This is a genomic window from Polaromonas sp. (assembly GCF_029945925.1).
Classification (GTDB): Bacteria; Pseudomonadota; Gammaproteobacteria; order Burkholderiales; family Burkholderiaceae_C; genus Polaromonas.
On sequence record NZ_JAQSDN010000036.1, the window covers coordinates 165,235 to 187,576 of the forward strand.

Consider the following 22,342-nt stretch of genomic DNA (forward strand, 5'->3'; position numbering starts at 1 on the left):
ATGTCCCCCGCGCTGATTGTGCTGGTGCTGTCCCTGCTGCTGGGCATCCAGCCCATCACCACCGACCTGTATTTGCCGGCGCTGCCGGCGCTCACCGAAGGTTTTGCCGCGCCCATGGCGCAGGCCCAACTCACGCTCACCGGGCTGCTGCTGGCGTTTGGCATTTCCCAGCTTTTCTGGGGTCCGCTGTCCGACCGCTTTGGCCGCCGGCCCATCCTGCTGTGGGGCTTGGGGGCCTACGTGCTGGCAGCCATAGGCGCCGCGTTGGCGCCTTCGATGGCGCTGCTGATCAGCTGGCGCATCGTGCAGGGCGCGGCCATGGGCGCGGCCGTCATGTGCGCGCGCGCCATCGTGCGCGACCTCTACACGCCGCTGGCCGGTGCACGCGCCATGTCTCGTGGCCTGAGCGGACTGGGCGTGATCGCCTGCCTGAGCGCGCCGCTGGGCGGCCTGCTCTCGGACGTATTCAACTGGCGCGTGGCGCTGCTGGCGCTGGCGGTGTTCGGCGCGGCGGCGCTGGCCATGATTGCCCTGCGTTTCGAGGAAAGCATCGTCCACAAGAACCCGCGCGCGCTGGAGCCGGCCACACTGGTGGGCACCTGGTGGGCGATTGTGCGCAACCCGACCTTTGTCGCGTTCTCGGCGCTGTCCACGGCTTCCTACGGCGGGCTGTTCACCTTTCTGGCCGCCTCGTCCTTTGTTTTCATCAAGGTGCTGGGCCTGTCCAAGACCGAATACGGCCTGGTGATGTTTTCGATGTCCTTCGTTTATGTGCTGGGCACCTTCTGGTGCCGGCGCCTGCTTCCGCGCTTTGGCGTGCGCCGTTCGGTGGCCATGGCCGGCGGGCTCACCCTCAGCGGCGGCCTGCTGATCAGCGCGCTGGCCTGGGCCGGTGTCCACAACGTCTGGGCCCTGCTGCTGCCCTACTACCTGTTCATCTTTGCGCACGGCGTGCACCAGCCCTGCAGCCAGAGCGGCGCCGTCAGCCCCTTCCCCGGCGCGGCGGGCGCTGCTTCGGCACTGAACGGCTTTCTGATGATGCTGGCAGCCTTTGCCATGGGCGGATGGTTGGGCAGCCACCTGGACGGCACGGTGTTTCCGCTGGCTTATGGCGTGTTGTTCTGGAGCGTCTGCATTGCACTGATTTCGTGGACGCTGGTGCAAAAACATGGCGAGCCGTCGGCGCTGGCCGCGCCCGCGCGCGCATGACAACCTCACGCTGGCTCGGACTGGCGGGACCGACAGCGTCGGGCAAAACCGCCGCGGCTTTCGCCATTGCCGAGCGCCACCCGGTGGAAATCATCAGCGTCGATTCCGCGCTGGTTTACCGCGGCATGGACATCGGCACGGCCAAGCCGACACCGGCCGAACTCGCCTTTGTTCCGCACCACCTGATCAACATCCGCGATCCGCTGCAGGCCTACAGCGCGGCCGAGTTTGTCGCCGACGCCACGCGCCTGATCGACGACATCACGGCGCGCGGCAAACTGCCGCTGCTGGTGGGCGGCACCATGCTGTACTTCAAGGCCCTGTTCGACGGGCTCGACGACATGCCCAAGGCCGACCCGGCGATTCGCGCCGCCCTGCTGGCCGAGGCTGGCGGGAAAGGCTGGCCCGCGCTGCACGCGGAGCTGGCCGCGGTGGATGCGGTGACAGCCGCGCGGCTGGCGCCCAATGACTCGCAGCGCATCTCCCGCGCGCTGGAGGTGTTCCGCCTGACGGGGCTGCCGCTGTCATCCTTCCAGAAAAAAAATGCTATCGAAAAAGTAGCTGGTGGCGCACTACCTATAAGGGCTGGAGCCCTGATTTCCCTTGAACCGCAAGACCGCGCCTGGCTGCACGAACGCATCGCCCGGCGCTTTGACGCCATGCTGGCCGCCGGTTTCCTGGACGAGGTGCAGGCGCTGCGGGAGCGCGGCGACCTGCACCCCGACCTGCCGTCCATGCGCTGCGTCGGTTACCGCCAGGCCTGGGAAGCTCTAGATGGTGCCTTTCCCATGAGCGAACTGCGCGAGCGGGGCATTGCCGCCACGCGCCAGCTCGCCAAGCGCCAGATCACCTGGCTGCGCTCCATGCCCGAGCGGCAGGTGGTCGCCTGTGACGCACAAGACGCGGTGCAGCAGGTGCAGGATCTGGTGAACAAAGCCTTATGAGCCTCATCGTCCAGAACCTCAGCAAACACTATGGCGACGTCGTGGTGTTCAACAACGTCTCGCTGCAGGTCGCACCCGGCGAGTTTGTCGCCATCGTCGGCGAGTCGGGCGTCGGCAAATCGACGCTGCTCAACTGCATGGCCGGGCTGGACAGCTGGGACGCCGGTTCGGTCCGCCTGGACGGCGTGGACCTCGGCGCGCTCGGCGACGACCAGCGTGCCCTGCTGCGCCGCGAAAAAGTCGGCTTCGTTTTCCAGGCCTTTCACGTGTTGCCGCACCTGGACGTGGCGCAAAACGTCGCCTTGCCCCTGTTGCTGCTCGGCCAGCACGACGACGAAAGGGTGCAGGCCATGCTCGCAGCCGTTGGCCTGGCAGGCCTGGGCGGGCGCCTGCCGCAACAACTCTCGGGCGGGCAGTTGCAGCGCGTGGCGATCGCACGCGCCCTGATCCACCGCCCGCGCCTGCTGCTGGCCGACGAACCGACCGGCAACCTCGACCCCACCACCGCCGCCAGGGTCATGGACGCGCTGGTCGCGCAAACCCGTGAACACGGCGCCTCACTGGTGCTGGTCACCCACTCGGAAACCGCTGCCGCGCGCGCCGACCGCGTGTTGCACCTGAGCAGCGAAGGCATCACGGGCTGACAGGGCGCGGCACTGCAGACGGCAGCTTGTCAATCCCGTCCCCGGCCCCAACTGCACATGAACTGCAACACGCCCGCCCGATGAACGCCGCCCCCGTCGAAACCCTGGAACTGCTGCCCGCCACCCCGCCGCGCCAGCTGTTTGTGCTGCTGCATGGCGCCGGCGGTTCGGCGGTGGACATGCTGGACCTGGCCACCCTGCTTGGCGAAGCTTTTGCCGAGGCCGCCATCGTGATGCCGGAAGGCGTCGAAGCCATCCACCTCGGCAAGACCGAACGCCACTGGTTTCCGGCCTTCGGGTTGACCGACGCGAACCAGGCCGAACGTGTGGCCCAGGCCGTGCCGGCGCTGGCACGCTTCATCCGCGAGCAGCAGGAACGTTTTGGCATCCTGCAGACCGACACCGCGCTGGCCGGCTTTTCGCAGGGCGCCACCATGGCGCTGGCGCTCAGCGACCAGCACGACGGCCTGGTCGGCCGCGTGCTGGCCTTCTCGGGACCTTACGCTGCCTGGCCTGACAAGGCGCCCGCTCTCACCACCATCCACCTGCTGCATGGCCAGCTCGACACCGTGGTACCGGCGCGGCTGGCCCGGCAGGCCTATGCCGAGCTGATGGCGCTGGGCGCCGATGCCACCTGCGACATTGCCTCGACCGTTGCCCATGAATTGCACCCGGCATTGATGGAGCAGGCCGTTCACCGCCTGCAAACCTGCGTGCCGTTGCGTTTCTGGCGCTCGGCCTGACGAAGGCCTGTTAACGCCGCTTTCCGTCCGCTGCAGTGCCCTCTTTTTGAAGCCGATTTGAGATTTATCAAGGACAGATGGCGCGCCGGACACTATATTAAAAACGTATCTTGCGGGTTTTGCTCAGCGAAGCCGGTGGGTACGGAGCTGGGGGGGTCGAGCAATCGATCCGAGTTCCGGTGTGTTCCACCGGGACGGATGAGGACGTCCCCAGACGAGTCAGCCCGACACACTGACCCGGGGTCCTCACCACAGCCGCCAGCCCCTGAAAAGGCTGGCGGGTCAGTTTCAGGGGCTGTATCCATGCCGCACCTCTCGGACAAGCTGACATTCCTGAAACGGTCCACGGCCTACGGCGGTGCCGCGCCTCCCCCCGAATGCATCGAAACCCACATGTCCTGGGTGTTTCTGGTCGGCGACAAGGTCTACAAGCTCAAGAAGCCGGTGCGTTTTCCCTTCCTCGACTTCACCACCCTGACGGCGCGTGAGTTTTATTGCCGCGAAGAAGTCAGGCTGAATCGGCGCCTGGCCCCTGGCGTCTACCTGGGACTGATGGCACTGCAATGGCATGACGGCGTCTTCGAACTGCTGCCGGAAGCGCAAGCGCGTTTGCAGACACCGGCCAACAGCCCTGGTGACACCGTCGACTGGCTGGTCTGCATGCGGCGCCTGCCCGGGGACCGAATGCTGGACCAGCTGATCACGCAAGGGCGTGTTGCGCCTGAGGATATCGACGCGCTGATCGCCGTGCTGGGCGCGTTTTACCGCAGCGCACCAGTCGTGGCACTGAGCCCGGAAGACTACCTGGCCCGCTTCCAGTACGAACAGGCCGCCAACCGGGAGGTCCTGCTGCGGCCGCAGTTCCAGCTGCCCGATGCCGCGCTGGCCATCGACCGGCTGGACCTGGCCCTGGCGCAGGGCGCCGACCTGCTGCGCGAGCGCGCCTGCGGCCAGCGCGTGCTCGACGGACACGGCGACCTGCGCCCCGAACACGTGTGCCTGCTCCAGCCCCCGGTGGTCATCGACTGCCTCGAGTTCAACCCGCAGCTGCGCCAGGCCGATCCTTTTGATGAACTCGCGTACCTCGGCATGGAATGCGAAGTGGCGGGCGCGCCGTGGATTGGGCAGCGCCTCGCATCAGGGTGCGCCGCCGCCCTGGGGGACGCCCCTCCCCCGGCGCTGATGCACCTGTACACCGCCTACCGCGCCCTGGTACGCGCCCGTCTGGCCATGGCGCATCTGCTTGACCCCGTGCCACGCCTGCCCGACAAGTGGCCGCCGCGCGCCGGCCGGTACATCGCCTGCGCCATGGCGGCGCTGGACACCTTGGCCGGGCCGGCAAACCGTGCGCCCGTCATCGCTGCCATGTCGCATGGGTCGCGCTGACCGCCCGCGCAAACAGCGGCGCGGCGGACACCACATGCAGCTTGCTGCGTACCGCGGCCGTCGCCGGCAGGCGAAAGGCCGGCACGCTGTCGGTCACGACGATGCTGGCGATGCTGTCATCCCCCAGCACCTCGCCCGCCTGGCCTGTGAAAAGACCGTGCGCCGCAAACGCCAGCACCTCGCGCGCGCCCGCATGGCGCAACGCCACGGCCGCACGTTTCATGGTCTCGCCGCTGGCAATCAGGTCATCGAGCAGCAGCACGGTGCTGCCGTTCACATCACCGGCCACCAGGTTCTCGCTGCTGACCACGCCGGCGCTGCGGCGCTTGTCCACCATGGCAAAGCCGACAGGCCGCTGCAAGGCATGCTCCAGCGACTCGCGCCACAGCTGCGCCCGCTTCACGCCGCCGGGGTCCGGCGAAGCCACGGCCAGCGGCCCTTCACCAACCAGTTTGGGCACCAGGCCGTCAAAAGCCCGGTGTGCTTCCAGATGCAGGGTGGTGCAGCGAAAGGCGTTCTGGAAGGCCGCCACGTTGTGGGCCTCGAGCGCGATCAGTTGCCCTGTGCCGACCGCATCGAACAGCTGTGCGACATACCGCAGGGTGACCGGGTCAAAAGGCTTGGTCTGCCGGTCCTTGCGGGCATAGGCCAGGTAGGGCACCACCGCCGTCACCCGCGCTGCGCCATGCTCGCGCAAGGTGGCCATGAACATCAGCAGATGGCAGAGCTTGTCATGCGGGCTGTCCACCGGCCCGCCATGCAGGCTGTGGATCACGTAGGCGTCCCGGCCGCGCGGGTCTACCAGGGGCCGGAGCTTGTGCTCGCCGTCCTCGAAGCCCCGGTCTTCGTGAGGCGCCAGCGGCACAGCCAGACCATCTGCCAATGCCTGCGCAAAGGTGGTGTCGGAATCCAGCGAAAAAAGCAGCATGGCCCAGTTCCTTCCCCGGGTGCCGGCACGCCACAGGCGGCCGCAGGTTGTACCGATCAAACCAGCCATTGTTCAAGAGGCCACCCAGCCTGCGTTGACAAAGGTCAAGCCGGCAGTGTTTTTACCTGGCACTGCGGACAGGGCGGCAAACATCGCGTTGCTGATCACACCCCTTTTGCGGATGGTCAAACCCGACTTCGACGCCCAGGCGCATAAATGAAGGCCAGAGCACACCCCGCCTTCCTCTGCCACCATGGACAACCATTGGGAACACTTCGAGCACGGCGCCGACATCGGCGTGCGCGGCCTGGGCGCGACCAAGGCCGCCGCCTTCGAGCAAGCGGCGCTGGCGCTGACGGCCGTGATCACCGACCCGCCCCGCGTTGTCCCGGTCACGACCGTGCACATCCGTTGCACGGCGCAGGACGACGAGTTGCTGCTGGTCGAGTGGCTCAATGCACTCATTTACGAGATGGCTGTGCGCCGCATGCTGTTTGGCCGCTTCCATGTGGCGCTTGACGGTACCCGCCTGGAGGCACAAGCCACCGGTGAGCCGGTGTCGGTGCAGCGCCACCAGCCGGCGGTCGAGATCAAGGGTGCGACCTACACCGCCTTGCGTGTTGCCCCTTCTGACGGCGGCTGGCTGGCGCAAACCGTGGTGGATGTTTAAGTACGGCCAGAACCATGGACCTGAAGCTTTTGAAACAACACGCGCCCTGTGCCTGGGAAATCCCGGCGCAGGGAAAGATGCGTGTGCCGGCCATGATCTATGCGAGCGAAGAACTGGTGCGTGCCATGGACCACAAGGTCTGGGAGCAGGCGGTCAACGTGGCCATGCTGCCGGGCATTGTGGGCGCCTCGTACGTGATGCCCGACGCCCACTGGGGTTACGGCTTCCCGATAGGCGGCGTCGCGGCGTTTGACGCCGATGCCGGCGGCGTGGTGTCGGCCGGCGGCGTGGGGTTTGACATCTCCTGCGGCGTGCGCTGCCTGCACACCGGGCTGCGCCGCGAACACATCCTGGCCGTGCAAAACAAGCTCGCCGACACGCTGTTTGAGCGCATCCCGGCGGGTGTCGGCAGCACCGGGGCCATCCGGCTGGGCAGCGCGCAGATGGACGCCATGCTCAGCGGCGGCGCGAAGTGGGCGGTCGGGCGTGGCTGGGGCACCAGCGCCGACCTGGAACGCATCGAGGAGCACGGCCAGATGCTGCACGCCAAACCCAAGTTTGTTTCGGAGCAGGCCAAGAAGCGCCAGCGCGAGGAAATGGGCACGCTGGGCAGCGGCAACCACTACCTGGAAGTGCAGGAGGTGACCGCGGTGTACGACGAGGCCATTGCGGCGGCCTACGGCCTGCAGCCCGGCGACGTGGTGCTGATGATCCACTGCGGCTCGCGCGGGCTGGGCCACCAGATCGGCACCGAGTTCCTGCGCCGCATGGTCGTGGCGGCCCCCAGCCACGGCTTGGTGCTGCCCGACCGCGAACTGGCCTGCGCGCCCCTGCATTCCGACCTGGGCCAGGAATACCTGGGCGCGATGCGCGCCGCCATCAACTGCGCGCTGGCCAACCGGCAGATCCTGACCCAGCTGGTGCGTGACGTGTTCGCCGACCTGCTGCCTTCGGCCCGACTGCCGGTGTTGTACGACGTGTCGCACAACACCTGCAAGCTGGAGACGCACAAGGTCGATGGCCGCCAGCGCGAACTGTATGTGCACCGCAAGGGCGCCACGCGCGCCTGGGGCCCCGGCCACCCCGAACTGCCGCAGGCCTTGCGCGCCTCGGGCCAGCCGGTGCTGATTGGCGGCTCGATGGGCACGGGCTCCTATGTGCTGGCGGGCACCGCGGCCTCGGAATCCCTGGCGTTTTCGTCCGCCTGCCATGGCGCGGGGCGGGCCATGAGCCGGAACCAGGCGCTCAGGAACTGGGACGGCCGCACCGTGGTCGACGACCTCGCCCGGCGCGGCATCCTGGTGCGCAGCCCCTCCATGCGCGGCGTGGCCGAGGAAGCGCCCGACGCCTACAAGGACGTGAACGCGGTCGTCGATGCAGCCGACGCGGCCGGCCTGGCGCGCAAGGTGGCGCGGCTGGAGCCGCTGGTGTGTGTCAAGGGTTGAGACATGGGTGCCAGCAAGGACCTGCTGACCCTCTGGCTCGCCGGCGACGTGATGACCGGGCGCGGCATCGACCAGATCCAGGCGCACGCCGTTGCGCCGGAGCTGTACGAGAGCTGGGTGCACGACGCACGCGAGTACGTGCGGCTGGCCGAGCGTGTCAGCGGGCCGGTGCCGGCACCGGTGGCGCCGGACTATATCTGGGGCGACGCGCTGGCCGAGATCGAACGGCGCGAGCCGGCGCTGCGTATCGTCAATCTGGAGACGGCGATCACGACGGCCAGTGAACCCTGGCCCGGCAAGGGCATTCACTACCGCATGCATCCGGCCAACATCGGCTGCCTCACGGCCGCGCGCATTGACGGCTGCGTGCTGGCCAACAACCATGTGCTGGACTGGGGGCGGGCGGGACTGGCCCAGACCCTGCACACCCTGCGGCAGGCCGGCATCCACACAGCAGGCGCCGGAAGCCATCTGGAGGCCGCCTGCGCACCCGCCGTCTGGCCTCTCGGTGAAAACGCGCGCCTGCTGGTGTTTTCCTGGGCGGCGCCGGACAGCGGCGTACCGTCGGACTGGGCCGCCACACCGGGCAATGCTGGGGGCCACGCCGGCGTCGCCCTTCTGCCCGCGTGGGACGAGGCCAGCGCACAGCGGGTTGCCGCACAGGTGGCCCGGCAGCGCCGGGCCGGGGACCTGGTCGTGGTCTCGCTGCACTGGGGCGGCAACTGGGGCGCCGAGGTACCCCGGCTGCACCGCCGTTTTGCGCGGCACCTGATCGACCTGGGCGCGGCCGATGTGATCCACGGCCATTCGTCGCACCCTCCGCGGCCTGTCGAGGTATACCGCGGGCGGCTCATTCTGTATGGCTGCGGCGACCTCATCAACGACTATGAAGGCATCTCGTCCGGGGAGCGTTTTGACGCCAGCGCCGTGTGCCTGTATTTTGTGCAGCTCTCGCGCGAGACCGGCGCGCTGCAGCGGCTCGACATCGTGCCCATGCAGCTGCGCTGCCTGCAGCTCAGGCACGCCGACGCCGCGGCGCGGCAGCGCCTGCAATCGCTGCTGGAATCCGGGGACCGGGAATCAGGCACAGGGTTGGAACCGCAGGCCGACGGAAGCTGGCAACTCAGGTGGTGATGGGCCTATTGCCTCATCTTGCGTTCGCGTTTGCCTTCGCTGTCGACGGTGCCCACCAGCAGGCCCAGTTCCTCGGACAGGACGCCGAGCACATCGTCGAGTGTCACCACGCCTATCAGTTCATCCAGGCCGCCCACGACCGGAATGCGGCGCACCCCCTTGCGGCGCATGCTGCGCATCAGGTCGATCAGCGAGTCGTCCTCGCGTGCGGTGACCAGATCGGTGGTCATCACGTCGTCAACGGTCAGGGTCGAGGCATCGAGCCCCCGCGCAACCACGGCAGTCACGATGTCACGGTCAGTGAGTACACCCACCACGATGCGCCGGCCTTCCACCTCATCGACCACCACGAGACAGCCAACATGGTTGTCCCGCATCAGGCGCGCCGCCCCGTCCACGGGCGTCGTCCGGAAAGCGATAGTCACACTGCGTGTGCAGATTTCTCCTGTCGTCAAACGTTCACCCATGCTTTTCTCCTGGTTGCCGGGACATGTCACATCCTGTCAATTCCTGTCCATTCCTGTTAATTCCTGTCCCTTCGTGTTGGTCGCTCAACCCATACCGTGTTTGCCCAGGCTCACGCGCCGGGCCTGCAGCCCCTGGCTGCCGGCCTCGGGAAGGAACTGCACGGCGCTGCCGGTCTGCACGTGTTCAAAAGGCGTGCCGGCCACGTTGTCGCGGCTGAAGTAATACTCGTTGCCATCGGGGGTGCGGATGAAGCCGAAGCCGCCCTCACCGTCCAGGCGCACCACCTCGCCATGCAAGGGCACGGCATGCTGCTTTTCATGCCCCCTGCGCTGGCGCACCACGTCTTCGATCTGGCGCTTCATGTTGTCGAAGGCGTCCCGCAAGGCGACATACACATCCTCATCCTGGACCCGGTTCGCCACGAGTTCATGGCCGGGCAGCGTGAGGTCGATGTGCACGCTGTAAGGCCGCCCCTGGTGCTGGTGCTTTTGCGCCAGCTCGATGGCAACCCGGCAGCTCATGATGTCTGGTGCAAACGTCTCCAGTCGGTGGGCATGCTCGCGTGCACGGGCCTCCAGCGCGTCGGAAGGCGCCAAGCCGCGAAACTGGATATGAACCGGAATCTGCATCGTCGTCCCCAGTGAATAACAGATGTTTCCATTGTGGGCAGCCGCTGAAAAAGAAATTTGCGATTTATCAATGCAGGCCCACAAATCCGGCCAGTCGCCAGCGGCCCCTTCACGGCCGACGGACCGGCGTACGCGGTGTTTCTGGCGCTCCGGGGAAGCCAGCCCCCTGAAGGATGCTCCATGACATTGGCACGTAGAGTGTCCTGATACATTGCGGCTTCATTCACACAAAACTGCACGGCGCGAAACAGGAACCAGCTCGATGCAAAAACAAACCAGCCAGCAGAAGGATCGTGAACACTGGGGCCCCGGCAGGGGCTTCCTGCTGGCGACACTCGGGTCCGCCGTGGGAATCGGCAACGTCTGGCGCTTCTCCTACGTGGCGGGAGAAAACGGCGGCGGTGCGTTTCTTCTCGTCTATGTTGTGATGGTGCTTCTCGTCGGTGTGCCCTTGCTGCTGGGGGAATTCGCCCTGGGCCGCAGTACCCAGCGCGAAGGTGCGGGGGCCATGGAAATGCTGGCGCCCGACTCGCGATGGAGGCGCGTGGGGCTGTTGGGCGTTTTTGTCGCCAGCATGATCCTGGCCTACTACGCGGTGATCGCCGGCTGGGTCCTGAAATATTTCTCGCTGTACCTCGGTGGCAGCGCGCAGGAATTCGCAGTGGCAGGTTTCGCCGGCGGGTTTCGCAGCTTCATTGCGCAGCCGGTCGAACCGCTGGTCTGGCAGCTTGCCGTCATGGCGCTGACGGTTGCCGTCGTCGCCGGTGGCATTGAGCGTGGCATTGAGGCTGTCAGCAAACTCCTGATGCCGGCCCTGGGCTTGCTGCTGCTGGCACTGGCCGTCCACAGCGCCACCCTGCCCGGCTTCCAGCGCGGCCTGGCCTTTCTGTTCAGCCCCGACTGGACGGCGCTGACGCAACCCAAGGTCTATCTGGCTGCGCTCGGCCAGGCATTTTTCTCGATGGGACTGGCCATGGGGGTGATGATCACCTACGGCAGCTACCTGCCCACCAAGCGCCGCTTGCCCGGCGCCGTGCTGACCATCGCCCTGGGCGACACGCTGTTCGCCGTGACGGCCGGCTTGATCATTTTTCCTGCCGTCTTCAGCTTCGGACTGAACCCGGCCCAGGGTCCCGCCCTGGCTTTTGTGGTGCTGCCGGAGGTTTTTTCCCAGATGCCCTGGGGGGCGTGGGTCGGAGCCGCCTTCTTTGCGCTGCTGGCCATCGCGGCCCTGACCTCGGCGGTGTCGCTGCTCGAAGTGCCGGTGGCCTTCGCCATGCAACGCTTCGGCTGGTCACGCCCGCTTGCCAGCCTGGGATTCGGAAGCCTCATCTTCGTCCTGGGTATCCCCGCTTCGCTGGGGTACGGCCCCTGGGCCGGCCTGACAACGACGGGCGGTCGGGGAATTCTCGACCTGATGGACTTCATCACGGCCGACATCCTGCTGCCCCTGAACGGCCTGTTGATCGCGCTGTTCCTGGGCTGGATCTGGCCGCGTCGCGATGCGCTGGCGGCCAGCGACCTGGACAACAGCCTCGCGGGCCGGCTCTGGCACGCCAGTTTGCGCTACGCCGTGCCCTTGCTGGTGACCCTGGTCCTTGTCAGTGGTGTGTGGGGCGCGTGACGTTTCGCGCAGGCGGCATGGCGGGTCCTGCCGCGCCATGTACTTCTGTGGTGATGGAATCTGCCGCCGGATCAACGCCGGGGTTCGTACAGATTGATGCAGATCAAGCGTGCTGCCTGGAAATGATTCAGCATCAGCACAAGCACCGTCGCCTCACGTCGCCTCACGAGGTGACAGCAGCGCTTCACCTTCCAGGAGAATTTTGACCATGACGACGATTCACAGCATCGTGGCTGCCACCGATTTTTCACCCGGCTCGGATGCAGCCGTCGAACGCGCTGTGCAAATCGCCCTGGCGCACGGCGCACCGCTGCGCTTGCTGCATGCGTTCGAGGTGAGCGCCTGGCACAGCCTGAAGGGCGTTTTCGACGCCAAGCGCCTGACCATGGACCCGCCTGCGGATGTGCGCATGCAGCAGCGCCTGACCGCCCTGGCGGCAGCGCTGGCCGAACGGACCGGGCTTCAGGTGGACGCCCGCTTCAACATCGGCGACCCGGACAGCGCGATCAAGGCTTATGTAGCGGCCCATGCGACCTCGCTCGTCGTGATTGCGTCACGTGCCGACCCCGCCGTGCCGGGCGTGGGCAGTACCACGTCAAAAGTCGTCCGCTCGCCGGCCTGTCCGGTGCTCGTCGTGCGTTTGACCCCGTCCCACCCCTACGGCAAGGTACTCACGGCCGTCGATTTGCGTGAAGTATCCATGCGTGCTGCGTTTACCGCCGTCGCCCTGTTCCCGGCATCGCAGCACCACCTGCTCATGGCGATGGACCCTGCGCTGGATCACGCCCTGCGGCTGGGCGACGTGACGAAGGAGCAGGCGCAGGTACTGCGGGAGTCCATGCACACCGAAACGGTGCAGCAGATGGACCGGCTGGCACGGGAACTGAGCGGGGCTGCGCAGCATCCGGTGGCGGCCGAAGTGGTCAACGCCCTGCCGGCACGGGCCCTCATCGAACAGGCGCAAGTGCTTCCCGCAGACTGCGTGGCGGTGGGCCACCACGGCCAGGGTGCGCTTGAGGCGCTCTTCCTGGGCAGCACCGCCCAGCACGTGCTGCACCACACCTTGCGCGACGTGTTGGTGGTTCCCTAAGAACCTCTTCACGGCCTGCAAGGGGCCACTGGCACTGTCGCAGGCAGCTCAGCGCCCGGTCAGCAGGTCGGCATACCGCGCCAGATCCACATTGCCGCCGCTCACAATCACGCCGACCCGGGCGCCCTTGATCGCCGCCGCGTCGATGTAGGCGCCGGCAAAGGCCAGGCAGCCGGTGGGCTCCACCACCATCTTCATGCGTTCTGCAAAAAAGCGCATTGCCTCGACCAGCTGCGCATCACTGACGGTCAGGATGTCGTCCACATCGCGGCGGATGATGCCGAAGGTGTACTCGCCCAGGTGCTGGGTCTGCGCGCCGTCGGCGATGGTCTGGGGCACGGGAATGTGCACGATGCGGCCGGCACGCAGCGACTGCTGCCCGTCGTTGCCGGCTTCGGGCTCGACCCCGTAAACCTTGCACTGCGGCGCCAGCGCGCGGGCGGCCAGTGCCGAGCCGCTGGTCAGCCCGCCGCCGCCGGTGCACACGTACAGGCGGTCCAGCGGGCCGGTTTCCTCGAACAGCTCTTTCGCCGCCGTGCCCTGGCCGGCGATCACATCGGGGTGGTCGTAGGGCGGGATCAGCGTCATGCCGCGCTCCGCCGCCAGGCGCAGGGTCAATGCCTCGCGGTCTTCGGTGAAGCGGTCGTACAGCACCACCTCGGCGCCGTAGCCGCGTGTGGCCGCCAGCTTGGCAGCCGGTGCGTCCTGCGGCATCACGATCAGCGCCGGCATGCCCAGCAGCCGCGCCGACAGCGCCACGGCCTGCGCATGGTTGCCCGAGGAAAACGCGATGGCGCCGGCCTTGCGCTGCGCGGCATCAAACTTCGACAGCGCATTGAAGGCACCGCGAAACTTGAAGGCGCCCATGCGCTGGAAGTTCTCGCACTTGAAGAAAAACTGCGCGCCCCAGCGTGCATCGGCGGTGGCTGACCGCAGCACCGGTGTGTGATGCGCATGGCCTGCGATCCGCGCGGCGGCGGCAACAACATCGTCGTAGGTAGGGAGCTGCATGGCGATTGGGCTTTCATTCAATGGCTGGAAAGACCATAGCTTAATCACCGTTGGCACACTGGGAGGCACAATCAGCCGCATGCTCGCCCTTCTTTCCACCTTCTCCTGGCAGGAGCTGCTGCACCACAAGTGGCGCAACGCGGCGGCCGTGGTGGCCGTCATGCTCGGTGTGGCGCTGGCGTTTTCGGTGCAACTGATCAATGCCTCGGCCTTAGCCGAGTTTTCGCAGGCCGTGCGTTCGGTCAACGGCCAGCCCGACCTGGAGCTGCGCGCGGTGCGCGGCGGGTTTGACGAAGCGGTCTACGCGCGGGTCGCCAACCACCCGCAGGTGGCGCTGGCCAGCCCGGTGCTGGAGTTCAGCACCTACGCCGTCGCCATGAATGGGCAGCGGGTGGCCTTGCGCGTGGTCGGTGTCGATGCGCTGGTGGTCGCCGCGCTGGCACCGGCCCTGATGCCCGTGCCCTCGGCCGGGGCCGAACGCCTGGCCCTGCTCGCCCCCGGCGCGGTTTTCCTCAACGCGGCAGGGCGGCAAAACCTGCCCGGCGAACGGCTGCAGTTGCAAAGCGGCCTGCAGTTGCTGGACGCCCGGGTGGCCGGCAGTATCAGCGCCAGCGGTGCGGCGCTGGCGGTGATGGACATAGGCGCGGCGCAGGAACTGTTTGGCCGGCTCGGCCAGCTCTCGCGCATCGACATCCGCCTGCAGCCTGGTGCCGACCGTGCCGCTTTCATCACCTCGCTGCAACTGCCGGCCGGCATCACGGCCACCGAGCCGGGCGACGACGCGCAGCGCGTGAGCAACCTGTCGCGGGCCTACCGCGTCAACCTCACCGTGCTGGCGCTGGTGGCGCTGTTCACCGGCGCCTTCCTGGTGTTTTCGGTGCTGTCGCTGAGCGTGGCCAAACGCGCGCAGCAGTTTGCCCTGCTCGGCGTGCTGGGCCTGACCGGCCGCGAACGCCTGCGCCTGGTGCTCTGGGAGTCGGCGCTGCTGGGCACGGTCGGCAGCGCCGCCGGCATTGCGCTGGGCACGGCGCTGGCCGCGCTGGCGCTGCGGGTGCTGGGCGGCGACCTGGGCGGCGGCTACTTTTCCGGTGTGGCCCCGGCCCTGCAGTGGAATGCGGGCGCGGCCGTGGTGTACGGCCTGCTCGGCGTGGCCGCGGCGCTGGTGGGCGGCTGGTGGCCGGCGCGCGCCGCGCAAAAGCTGCCGCCGGCGCAAACCCTCAAGGGCCTGGGCGCACCACCGGCCGGCGGCACGCCGTACCGGCTCAGCCTGCTGCTGATGGCCGCCGCCGGCCTGCTGGCCTTGACGCCGCCGGTCTTTGGCATTGCACTCGGCGCCTACCTGTCGGTCGGGTTGCTGCTGGTCGGCGGCATCAGCGCGCTGCCCTGGCTGATTGCCCTGCTGTACGACCGCATCGCCCCGCATGTGTCGCGCCGCCTGCTGCCGCTGCTGGCGGTGGAACGCGCGCGCCGTGTGCGCGGCAGTGCGGCAGTGGCCGTCAGCGGCGTGGTCGCCTCGTTGAGCCTGGCCGTGGCGCTGACGGTGATGGTGGCGAGTTTTCGCGACTCGGTCACCCACTGGCTGGACGTAGTGCTGCCGGCCGACCTGTATGTGCGCACGGCCAGCTCCACCGCCGCCAGCGACACGGTGTTTTTCTCGCCGGCGTTTGTGCAGGCGCTCGCGCAGCTGCCGGGCGTGGCGCGCCTGGGCACGCTGCGCGTGAGCTCCCTGCTGCTGGACCCCAACCAGCCCGCGGTGGCGCTGATTGCGCGCGACCTGCAGGACCCCGCCGGCAGCCTGCCACTGGTGGGCAGCGCGCTGCCGGTGCCGGCCGGTCACGTGGCGATTTATGTGAGCGAGCCCATGGTCGACCTGTACGGCGCCCGCCCGGGTACCGTGTTCGCCCCGCTTTCACAGTCTTTTACGGCTCTGGCCCTTGATGGACGGGCGCAAGCAGCTATGAATTCAGGAGCAAACGAAGCGACACCCAGGAAGGATCCGCGCAGCGAAGGGCCGCCCCGAGCAAGCGACGGCCCCCTGGTCGGGCATCCTTCGACAGGCTCAGGACGAACGGAAACACGGGGCGACAAGCGTGGGGGCGAACAGTTCTACGTGGCCGGTGTCTGGCGTGACTACGCGCGCCAGTTCGGCGCCATTGCCATGGACAGGCGCGACTTTGAAGCCCTCACCGGCGACCGGCGCGTGAACGACCTGGCCTTGTGGCGCGCGCCCGGCGCGGGCGACGCGCAACTGCAGCAGGCCGTGCGCGCGCTGGCGCAGGCGCAGACGGGTTCGGGCGAGCTGATCGAGTTTGCGTCCAGCGGCCAGATCCGCGCCACTTCGCTGCGCATTTTCGACCGCAGCTTCGCCGTGACTTACTGGCTGCAGGCCGTGGCCATTGCGATCGGCCTGTTCGGCGTGGCGGCCAGCTTCAGCGCGCAGGTGCTGGCGCGGCGCAAGGAGTTTGGCCTGCTGGCCCACCTGGGGCTGACGCGCCGGCAGATTCTCACGCTGGTGGCCGGTGAAGGCGCCGCCTGGACACTGGCTGGCGCGCTGGCCGGGCTGGGCCTGGGCCTGGCCGTGTCGCTGGTGCTGGTGCATGTGGTCAACCCGCAAAGCTTTCACTGGACCATGGACCTGGCCCTGCCCTGGGCGCGGCTCTTGGGCCTGTGCGCGGCGGTCATCCTGGCTGGCACCGTCACCGCCTGGCTGGCCGGGCGCGCAGCGGCGGGCAAGGATGCTGTGTTGGCCGTCAAGGAAGACTGGTAGGCCGGTTCGCCAGCTTTGCGGCCGGCTGTTTGCTGCCGGCTATGCAGCGGCAGTGGGCGATGCGCGCTTTCTTTTGCTTACCAACATGACGCTTTGAAGGCGGCATTGTCATCACAACGCCGCATGATCGGCCTACGATGAACACATCACTCAACAAGGCATCACCATGGCGCCCGCTCAATACCGCATTGAAAGCAGGAACACGCTAAGAGGCAGCCTGCTCCCGCCCAACACCCTCCGGCAACTCTACGCAGACCGCTCACTGGCCGTGGCCGTCGCGGTCAAAAGCCTGGCCGACCCGACCTGCCAGGAGATCCGTGTGGTGCACGTCGCCAGCGGCGAAATTGTTTTCCAGACGGCGCCGAGGCACTGACCCCCGTCAAGCCTGGCGGAACTGCGCCAGCGTCAGCAGCAGGTTGCGGGTGGCGCCGTCCACCGCTTCCAGCGGCCTGTGTGCCACCGCGGTGTGGCGCGTCAAGGCGGGCTTGAGCGGAACCACCTGCACCCCTTGGTGCAACTGCTCACCAGCATGTTCCAGCGGCAGCATCGCCGCGCCGTAACCCGCGGCCACCAGGCTTTTCATGGCCTCGTTGTAGTTGAGCTCGATGCGGGTGCGCGGGCTCAGGCCCGCGTCGGCAAACCACTCCATGGTCAGGCGGTACATCTGCGTGGTCGAGTCGTTGAAGATCAGCGGCCGCGCGGCCAGCCATTGCGGCGTGATGCGTTTGGGCACGGTCCATGCCCGGGGCACAAAGGCCATCATCGGGTCGCTGCGCCAATGCGTCATGACAATGCCGGGCCGGTCCGCCTGCGGCAGGGCCACCAGCCCCACATCCAGCGTGCCCTGGCTGAGCCGCTCCATGGACTGCGTCGAGCCCAGGATGCTGACCTCGACATCAATGTCCGGGTGGGCGCGTTCCATGGCCTTGAGCACCTCGGGCAGCAGGTAGACCAGCACGCCGGTCGAGCTGCCCAGCCGCACGCGGCCGGTGCGGCCCTCGACATGGCGCTGCACGGCGTCCACCGCGTCGTCGGCATCGCGCAGCAGGCGCCTGGCGCGCTCAACCAGCACCACGCCGGCCGCGGTGGGCTCCACCTTTCTGCCGCCGCGCAGCACCAGCGTTGCCCCGAGCCGGCTTTCCAGCTCGCTGATGTGCAGGCTCACGGTGGGCTGGGCCAGGTGCAGCGCGCGCGCGGCCGCCGAAAAGGTGCCGAGGTCGGTGATGGCCACCAGGGTGCGGAGTTGGTCAAGATTCAGTTCGCGCATCAGAAATCCTGATAGTTTTGATCAGAAAACTCAACTTCCACAATACCACGATCCACCGCACCATCGGGGACTTCCATCTCAGGAGTACCGCCATGCTGCACAAGACCCTCGTCCTCCCCTTCGCCGCCTTGGCGCGCGGACTTGCACGACGGCTGCAGCCCAGGCCAGGCGGGCCGGTGCAGGACAAGGGGTTGCGGCAAAGCCGTGCCGAGCTGGAGCAGATGAGTACGCGGGAGCTGAACGACCTGGGCATAAGCCGTGGCGACATTCCCGCCCTGCTCGACGACCCGGCGGGCTGGCGCAGGGACAGGCATTGTTAATGGCTTTGATGTCCTCGTGATTCAGGACACCCCGCCCTTCCGGCCGATGGTGATGTTTTCGCGACTCACGACACCCCACCCGTTCGGGCTGAGCCTGTCGAGGCCTGTCCTGAGCTTGACGAAGGGCCCTTCGACAAGCTCAGGGCGAACGCGAGCAAGGGGCCAGGCGGCCGGTCAGTGGGTGATGGCCACCAGCACGCTGCAGGGCGCGTGTTCGATCAGCGACTTGGACACCGAACCGCGCCACCAGCGCGCCGCCCAGCCATCCAGATGTTTGTGACCCACGACGATCAAATCGGCGTTGATCTTTTTCGCGTACTTGGTGATTTCGTCGACGGTTTCACCAACCACCACCTCCCCTTTGGCCTGGTGGCCCGCGCCGGCGAGCTGGCGCAAGCCCTCGTCCAGAATGCCTGTGTATTTTTCCTTCTCGTGTTCGGCCAAACTTCTGTCGTACACGCCGCCTTCCACACCGATCAGGTCCATGTAAAGCGGCGTCACGGCAATCAGGGTCAGCGAGGCCTGGCTCCACTGCGCAATCTCCTGGCAGTCCAGCAGCGCCTTCTGCCCCGCCTTGGAGCCGTCATACGCCAACAAAATTTGCTTGTACATGGGTGCATCTCCTGCAGAGAGTCAAAGGGAAAGGTTTCATCAACGCTTCAAGGATAGACCTTACACCCGGCCCTCGCAACCCGGTGTTGTCCCGCACACCGGCCGTGCTTGCTGCGAAAATGATTCGATGCGCCGTCCCGCCACACCCGCCCCTCTTTCGCACAGCCCGGTGCGCCGCCGCCTGTTGCAGGCACTGGCTGCAGGCATGGCGGCCGGCGCCCGCCCGGCCTTCGCACTGCCCGCCAGGGTGCTGCAGTTTCCGCGCGACTTTGGTGCACACCCCGACTTTCGCACCGAGTGGTGGTACATCACCGGCGCCGTCAGTACCGGCACGCCTATCTTCGGCTTCCAGTTGACCTTTTTCCGCTCGCGCGTGGACGGCACGCAGGCCATGGCCTCGAAGTTTGCCGCCAGGCAACTGATTTTTGCGCACGCCGCCATCACCGATGTCCAGGGCAAGAAACTCTGGCACGACCAGCGCATTGCGCGCGAAGGTTTCGACATCGCCAGCGCCGACACCCAGGGCATGGCCCTCAAGCTGCGCGACTGGACGCTGAACAGCGATGGCAAGACCCACACCGCAAAACTCCCAGCCACCGACTTCAGCCTGGACCTGCAGTTCACCGAAACCCAGCCGCTGCTGCTGCAGGGCAACCAGGGCCTGTCGCGCAAGGGCCCGGAAGCGAAGCAAGCCAGTTACTACTACAGCCTGCCGCAACTGGCGACGCGCGGCGCACTGACCGTCAAAGGCCAGAAGTTCGAGGTCACGGGCAAGGCCTGGCTGGACCATGAATGGAGCGAAGAGATCCTGCACCCCGATGCCACCGGCTGGGACTGGATAGGCATGAACCTGGACGACGGCAGCGCCCTCACCGCTTTCCGTTTGCGTGACAAACAGGGCCAGGCGCTTTGGGACGGCGGCTCGTTTCGCTCCGCCAGTGGTGCACTCCACATCTTCAGCCGCGGCGAGGTGATCTTCCAGCCGCTGCGCCGCTGGAAAAGCCCGTTGAGCCAGGCCAGCTACCCGGTCGAATGGCTGGTGCGCACGCCGGCCGACGTCTACACCGTGCGTGCCGTCATCGACAACCAGGAGCTCGACAGCCGCCAATCCACCGGCGCGATCTACTGGGAAGGCCTGAGCGAGCTGATAGACAGCAACGGCAAGATCGTCGGGCGCGGCTACCTGGAGATGACGGGTTACGCTTCGCCGCTGCGGCTGTAACGCGCATCGCCCTGCCTCAAATCTGCCCCCACGTGCCGAGCTCGATCACGCAGTTGTCGGCGGGCAGAAGATGTCGGCAACGCTACCCTTTCTCAAGCGACGGCGGAGCGACGTGGGAAACAAATTGGGTGATGACGTTCACGCGTGCGGACTGATCGCCTGCAAAGCGTCACGGGTGCGCGTGGCCTGCTGACGGATTGTCTTCAGGGCCACCACCATGCATGTCCTTCTCAAGAAACTTTCAACGCTGGCGGCCCTCGCCCTCTGCGCGCTGACGCCCACCGCGGGTGCGGCAGAGCTCAAGGACTTTCTCGCCCTGCCCAAACCTGCGCCTACACACGAAATCAGCTACGGCGCCGCGCAAAGCCAGGGCATTGATGTTTTCCTGCCGGCGGGCAAAGGCCCGCACCCGGTGGCCATCCTGATTCACGGCGGCTACTGGTCGGACTTTCCGGGGGCCGGGCGTGAACAGATGCGGCCGCTGGCGTCCGACTGGGCGCGGCGCGGCATCGCAGTGTGGAGCATTGGTTACCGACGCGCCAACGAGGCCGGCGGCGGCTACCCCCACTTGTACCGCGCCGTGGCGACCGCGGTGGACCGGCTGCGCAGCGAAGCGGCCAGGCTCGGGATCGACTCAACGCGCAGCGTGCTGTCCGGCGATTCGGCCGGCGGGCATCTGGCGCTGTGGGCGGCCTCGCGCACACGCTTGCCGGTCTGCAGCCCATTGCACCAAGGCGGCGAGCCGCTGCCGGTGCGTGGCATGGTGAGCATCGCCGGTGTGGGCGACCTGGCCGCGTTTGCCCCGCGCCTGCCCGGCAGTTGCGGGCGCGGCATCCTGGAGCGCCTGAGCGGCGGGGGCAGCGACGCTTATGCCGATGTGTCACCGGCGCGGCTGGGCCTGCCCGAGATGGTCAGATCCGTGGTGATGGTCAGCGCGGCCAACGACCAGATCGTGCCGCCGCTTGCCGCGCGCCAGTACCGCAACGCGCTGGCCGCAGACGCCGCGAGCCGCGTGCGCCTGCGCGATGTGGCGGCTGCCGGTCACTTCGACCTGGTGACCCCGGGCACACCGGCTTTCGAGGCGGTGTTCGAGGAAGTGCAGCGATTGCTGCAGTAAGCGCCTTCCCAAACAAAATCGGCCTCCTGACCATATCCAGCAATCGCTGGCAGCTATCCTTTTTGCAGCATCTGACGGCCGACACCCCCTCGATGTCCTCAGAACAACTTGCCTGCGCATTAACTGCGGTGCTGTGGGCCGTCATCACGCACAACTTGCTGCAGGGCCTGCCAAGCCGCCACGGGCTTATCGGCGCGGCCAGGCCAGGTACTTGCGCAGTTCGGCCTCTATGCTCAGCGTGGTCAGCCAGGAAGTCTTCGGGTTTTCCGGCAAGGCGCTGTTTTCCAGGCGGATGGCGAAGCGGCCGAAGTCGCCTTCGACTTCCAGCTCATGCACGTTTTTGCTGACGGCCGGATCGGCCAGCAGGCGCACCCCGGTTTTCTCGAAGCCCACGCCGGCCAGCGCAACGGCGGCGGTGACGTTGGTGTTTTTGGGGTACAGGTGCGCCGCGTCGGCGGCCGAACCCTCGAACAGCAGCGTGGCTTCGCCGATGGCACCCAGGTCACAGACCTGCTCGGCCGGCGTGCCCAGCCAGGCCTGTGGCGGCTTGCGCCCGGTGTAACGCACCAAGCGGATACCGGCACCGCGTGCCGCGGCCAGCGCATCCAGTCCGCCGATGGCGCCCGACACGGTGATCAGCCGTGCGCGGCCCGCATTCGCCGCGGCCGCAAGCGACTCGCGCAGGGCTGCGTCGCCGAGCGCGCCCAGGGACACAACGATCACGTCCACGCCGGCTTGCAGCAAGGGTGGCACCACCGAGCTGACAACCTCATGGACAGCGCATTCGACAGCCAGGTCGGGTTTCCAGCGCAGCAGTGCGTCGGTGTCTGTGAATATTTCAAGCCCGGGCGCGTGTCCGTGAGCCGCAGTCGAGCCGGCGCGCACCAGCGCAGCCACCGGGGCGCCCGGCAGGATGGACGACTGGATGCTGGCCAGCAGATTGCGGCCGATGGCGCCCAGGCCGAGGATGGCGATGCGCGGGGTGGAGCGGTCTGAAGCGGGGGATGAAGTCATGGCGTGTCGGAGAAAGGAATGCTGTGCTTATACCTGCACTGCGAAGACACGGACACCGACACTGCCTCGCCGACACCTCGCGATCTCGCATATTTGGC

The 22,342-nt window shown here is 67.1% G+C and carries 23 protein-coding genes; 16 read left to right on the plus strand and 7 right to left on the minus strand.

The window, feature by feature from the left end; translation table 11 throughout:
* The 5 genes from PSV40_RS10870 (at window position 1) to PSV40_RS10890 (ending at window position 4,926) form a co-directional block, all read left to right on the plus strand.
* A complete protein-coding gene (locus tag PSV40_RS10870; protein ID WP_300537324.1) occupies window positions 1-1,209 on the plus strand; it encodes a multidrug effflux MFS transporter in 1,209 nt (402 codons plus the stop codon).
* Complete coding sequence (miaA, locus tag PSV40_RS10875) at window positions 1,206-2,153, plus strand: tRNA (adenosine(37)-N6)-dimethylallyltransferase MiaA (protein WP_300537326.1); 948 nt, start codon at window positions 1,206-1,208, stop codon at window positions 2,151-2,153. The genes PSV40_RS10870 and miaA overlap by 4 nt, the downstream gene beginning before the upstream one ends.
* Window positions 2,150-2,797: an ABC transporter ATP-binding protein gene (locus PSV40_RS10880; RefSeq protein WP_300537328.1), complete on the plus strand. Its 648-nt coding sequence runs from the start codon at window positions 2,150-2,152 to the stop codon at window positions 2,795-2,797. Before miaA ends, PSV40_RS10880 begins: the two co-directional genes overlap by 4 nt.
* 80 nt (window positions 2,798-2,877) lie before the next feature.
* A complete protein-coding gene (ypfH, locus tag PSV40_RS10885) occupies window positions 2,878-3,540 on the plus strand; it encodes an esterase (RefSeq protein WP_300537329.1) in 663 nt (220 codons plus the stop codon).
* Window positions 3,541-3,843: 303 nt separating this feature from the next.
* A complete protein-coding gene (locus PSV40_RS10890) occupies window positions 3,844-4,926 on the plus strand; it encodes a hypothetical protein (RefSeq protein ID WP_300537330.1) in 1,083 nt (360 codons plus the stop codon).
* On the opposite strand, the gene prs is transcribed toward PSV40_RS10890, so the two are convergent.
* Window positions 4,895-5,854 carry a ribose-phosphate diphosphokinase gene (prs, locus tag PSV40_RS10895; RefSeq protein ID WP_300537332.1) on the minus strand — a complete coding sequence of 320 codons (960 nt, stop codon included), beginning with the start codon at window positions 5,852-5,854 and terminating at the stop codon, window positions 4,895-4,897. The genes PSV40_RS10890 and prs overlap by 32 nt on opposite strands.
* Between prs and PSV40_RS10900 the strand changes: the two genes are divergently transcribed.
* The 4 genes from PSV40_RS10900 to PSV40_RS10915 are packed head-to-tail and all read left to right on the plus strand — an operon-like array spanning window position 5,853 to window position 9,103.
* Window positions 5,853-6,074 (plus strand): hypothetical protein, encoded by a 222-nt coding sequence (locus PSV40_RS10900; RefSeq protein ID WP_300537334.1) that lies wholly within the window; start codon window positions 5,853-5,855, stop codon window positions 6,072-6,074. The two genes, prs and PSV40_RS10900, sit on opposite strands and share 2 nt — an antisense overlap.
* 33 nt (window positions 6,075-6,107) lie before the next feature.
* On the plus strand, window positions 6,108-6,524 hold the full coding sequence (locus PSV40_RS10905; RefSeq protein WP_300537336.1) for an archease: 417 nt from the start codon (window positions 6,108-6,110) through the stop codon (window positions 6,522-6,524).
* A gap of 14 nt (window positions 6,525-6,538) precedes the next feature.
* On the plus strand, window positions 6,539-7,969 hold the full coding sequence (locus PSV40_RS10910) for an RtcB family protein (protein ID WP_300537338.1): 1,431 nt from the start codon (window positions 6,539-6,541) through the stop codon (window positions 7,967-7,969).
* Between the two features lie 3 nt (window positions 7,970-7,972).
* A complete protein-coding gene (locus PSV40_RS10915) occupies window positions 7,973-9,103 on the plus strand; it encodes a CapA family protein (protein ID WP_300537340.1) in 1,131 nt (376 codons plus the stop codon).
* A 5-nt stretch (window positions 9,104-9,108) separates the two neighbouring features.
* Here PSV40_RS10915 and PSV40_RS10920 read toward each other — a convergent pair whose 3' ends face one another.
* Together PSV40_RS10920 and PSV40_RS10925 are read right to left on the minus strand one after the other, a co-directional pair.
* The gene (locus PSV40_RS10920) at window positions 9,109-9,570 is read right to left on the minus strand and encodes a CBS domain-containing protein (RefSeq protein ID WP_300537341.1); all 462 of its coding nucleotides are present in this window, start codon (window positions 9,568-9,570) and stop codon (window positions 9,109-9,111) included.
* An 84-nt stretch (window positions 9,571-9,654) separates the two neighbouring features.
* Window positions 9,655-10,200 carry an HPF/RaiA family ribosome-associated protein gene (locus PSV40_RS10925; protein ID WP_300537343.1) on the minus strand — a complete coding sequence of 182 codons (546 nt, stop codon included), beginning with the start codon at window positions 10,198-10,200 and terminating at the stop codon, window positions 9,655-9,657.
* A gap of 262 nt (window positions 10,201-10,462) precedes the next feature.
* On the opposite strand from PSV40_RS10925, the gene PSV40_RS10930 reads away from it, so the two are divergent.
* Together PSV40_RS10930 and PSV40_RS10935 are read left to right on the plus strand one after the other, a co-directional pair.
* Window positions 10,463-11,824 carry a sodium-dependent transporter gene (locus PSV40_RS10930; RefSeq protein ID WP_300537345.1) on the plus strand — a complete coding sequence of 454 codons (1,362 nt, stop codon included), beginning with the start codon at window positions 10,463-10,465 and terminating at the stop codon, window positions 11,822-11,824.
* Window positions 11,825-12,032: 208 nt separating this feature from the next.
* Complete coding sequence (locus PSV40_RS10935; protein WP_300537347.1) at window positions 12,033-12,914, plus strand: universal stress protein; 882 nt, start codon at window positions 12,033-12,035, stop codon at window positions 12,912-12,914.
* 48 nt (window positions 12,915-12,962) lie between these two features.
* Here the strand turns inward: PSV40_RS10935 and PSV40_RS10940 are convergent, their stop codons facing one another.
* Entirely contained in the window at window positions 12,963-13,925 is a 963-nt protein-coding gene (locus tag PSV40_RS10940; protein ID WP_300537349.1) for a threo-3-hydroxy-L-aspartate ammonia-lyase, read from the minus strand.
* A gap of 79 nt (window positions 13,926-14,004) precedes the next feature.
* Between PSV40_RS10940 and PSV40_RS10945 the strand changes: the two genes are divergently transcribed.
* Entirely contained in the window at window positions 14,005-16,692 is a 2,688-nt protein-coding gene (locus PSV40_RS10945; RefSeq protein ID WP_300537351.1) for an ABC transporter permease, read from the plus strand.
* 166 nt (window positions 16,693-16,858) lie between these two features.
* A complete protein-coding gene (locus PSV40_RS10950) occupies window positions 16,859-17,065 on the plus strand; it encodes a hypothetical protein (RefSeq protein WP_300537353.1) in 207 nt (68 codons plus the stop codon).
* Window positions 17,066-17,071: 6 nt separating this feature from the next.
* Here PSV40_RS10950 and PSV40_RS10955 read toward each other — a convergent pair whose 3' ends face one another.
* Window positions 17,072-17,959, minus strand: coding sequence for a LysR family transcriptional regulator (locus PSV40_RS10955; protein ID WP_300537354.1), 888 nt, complete (start codon window positions 17,957-17,959; stop codon window positions 17,072-17,074).
* Window positions 17,960-17,976: 17 nt separating this feature from the next.
* On the opposite strand from PSV40_RS10955, the gene PSV40_RS10960 reads away from it, so the two are divergent.
* Complete coding sequence (locus PSV40_RS10960; protein ID WP_300537356.1) at window positions 17,977-18,279, plus strand: DUF1127 domain-containing protein; 303 nt, start codon at window positions 17,977-17,979, stop codon at window positions 18,277-18,279.
* 174 nt (window positions 18,280-18,453) lie between these two features.
* Here the strand turns inward: PSV40_RS10960 and PSV40_RS10965 are convergent, their stop codons facing one another.
* Window positions 18,454-18,891: a universal stress protein gene (locus PSV40_RS10965; protein WP_300537358.1), complete on the minus strand. Its 438-nt coding sequence runs from the start codon at window positions 18,889-18,891 to the stop codon at window positions 18,454-18,456.
* Between the two features lie 205 nt (window positions 18,892-19,096).
* On the opposite strand from PSV40_RS10965, the gene PSV40_RS10970 reads away from it, so the two are divergent.
* Window positions 19,097-20,113 carry a lipocalin-like domain-containing protein gene (locus PSV40_RS10970; RefSeq protein ID WP_300537431.1) on the plus strand — a complete coding sequence of 339 codons (1,017 nt, stop codon included), beginning with the start codon at window positions 19,097-19,099 and terminating at the stop codon, window positions 20,111-20,113.
* Between the two features lie 217 nt (window positions 20,114-20,330).
* Complete coding sequence (locus PSV40_RS10975) at window positions 20,331-21,230, plus strand: alpha/beta hydrolase (RefSeq protein ID WP_300537359.1); 900 nt, start codon at window positions 20,331-20,333, stop codon at window positions 21,228-21,230.
* Window positions 21,231-21,416: 186 nt separating this feature from the next.
* On the opposite strand, the gene PSV40_RS10980 is transcribed toward PSV40_RS10975, so the two are convergent.
* A complete protein-coding gene (locus tag PSV40_RS10980) occupies window positions 21,417-22,244 on the minus strand; it encodes an aspartate dehydrogenase (RefSeq protein WP_300537361.1) in 828 nt (275 codons plus the stop codon).
* Window positions 22,245-22,342 lie beyond the last annotated feature (98 nt).

Coding starts and splice junctions, on each gene's coding strand:
- PSV40_RS10870 (WP_300537324.1), top strand. CDS start 1: ATGTCCCCCGCGCTGATTGTGCTGGTGCTGTCCCTGCTGCTGGGCATC.
- miaA (WP_300537326.1), top strand. CDS start 1,206: ATGACAACCTCACGCTGGCTCGGACTGGCGGGACCGACAGCGTCGGGC.
- PSV40_RS10880 (WP_300537328.1), top strand. CDS start 2,150: ATGAGCCTCATCGTCCAGAACCTCAGCAAACACTATGGCGACGTCGTG.
- ypfH (WP_300537329.1), top strand. CDS start 2,878: ATGAACGCCGCCCCCGTCGAAACCCTGGAACTGCTGCCCGCCACCCCG.
- PSV40_RS10890 (WP_300537330.1), top strand. CDS start 3,844: ATGCCGCACCTCTCGGACAAGCTGACATTCCTGAAACGGTCCACGGCC.
- PSV40_RS10900 (WP_300537334.1), top strand. CDS start 5,853: ATGGCCCAGTTCCTTCCCCGGGTGCCGGCACGCCACAGGCGGCCGCAG.
- prs (WP_300537332.1), bottom strand. CDS start 5,854: ATGCTGCTTTTTTCGCTGGATTCCGACACCACCTTTGCGCAGGCATTG.
- PSV40_RS10905 (WP_300537336.1), top strand. CDS start 6,108: ATGGACAACCATTGGGAACACTTCGAGCACGGCGCCGACATCGGCGTG.
- PSV40_RS10910 (WP_300537338.1), top strand. CDS start 6,539: ATGGACCTGAAGCTTTTGAAACAACACGCGCCCTGTGCCTGGGAAATC.
- PSV40_RS10915 (WP_300537340.1), top strand. CDS start 7,973: ATGGGTGCCAGCAAGGACCTGCTGACCCTCTGGCTCGCCGGCGACGTG.
- PSV40_RS10920 (WP_300537341.1), bottom strand. CDS start 9,570: ATGGGTGAACGTTTGACGACAGGAGAAATCTGCACACGCAGTGTGACT.
- PSV40_RS10925 (WP_300537343.1), bottom strand. CDS start 10,200: ATGCAGATTCCGGTTCATATCCAGTTTCGCGGCTTGGCGCCTTCCGAC.
- PSV40_RS10930 (WP_300537345.1), top strand. CDS start 10,463: ATGCAAAAACAAACCAGCCAGCAGAAGGATCGTGAACACTGGGGCCCC.
- PSV40_RS10935 (WP_300537347.1), top strand. CDS start 12,033: ATGACGACGATTCACAGCATCGTGGCTGCCACCGATTTTTCACCCGGC.
- PSV40_RS10940 (WP_300537349.1), bottom strand. CDS start 13,925: ATGCAGCTCCCTACCTACGACGATGTTGTTGCCGCCGCCGCGCGGATC.
- PSV40_RS10945 (WP_300537351.1), top strand. CDS start 14,005: ATGCTCGCCCTTCTTTCCACCTTCTCCTGGCAGGAGCTGCTGCACCAC.
- PSV40_RS10950 (WP_300537353.1), top strand. CDS start 16,859: ATGGCGCCCGCTCAATACCGCATTGAAAGCAGGAACACGCTAAGAGGC.
- PSV40_RS10955 (WP_300537354.1), bottom strand. CDS start 17,959: ATGCGCGAACTGAATCTTGACCAACTCCGCACCCTGGTGGCCATCACC.
- PSV40_RS10965 (WP_300537358.1), bottom strand. CDS start 18,891: ATGTACAAGCAAATTTTGTTGGCGTATGACGGCTCCAAGGCGGGGCAG.
- PSV40_RS10970 (WP_300537431.1), top strand. CDS start 19,097: ATGGCGGCCGGCGCCCGCCCGGCCTTCGCACTGCCCGCCAGGGTGCTG.
- PSV40_RS10975 (WP_300537359.1), top strand. CDS start 20,331: ATGCATGTCCTTCTCAAGAAACTTTCAACGCTGGCGGCCCTCGCCCTC.
- PSV40_RS10980 (WP_300537361.1), bottom strand. CDS start 22,244: ATGACTTCATCCCCCGCTTCAGACCGCTCCACCCCGCGCATCGCCATC.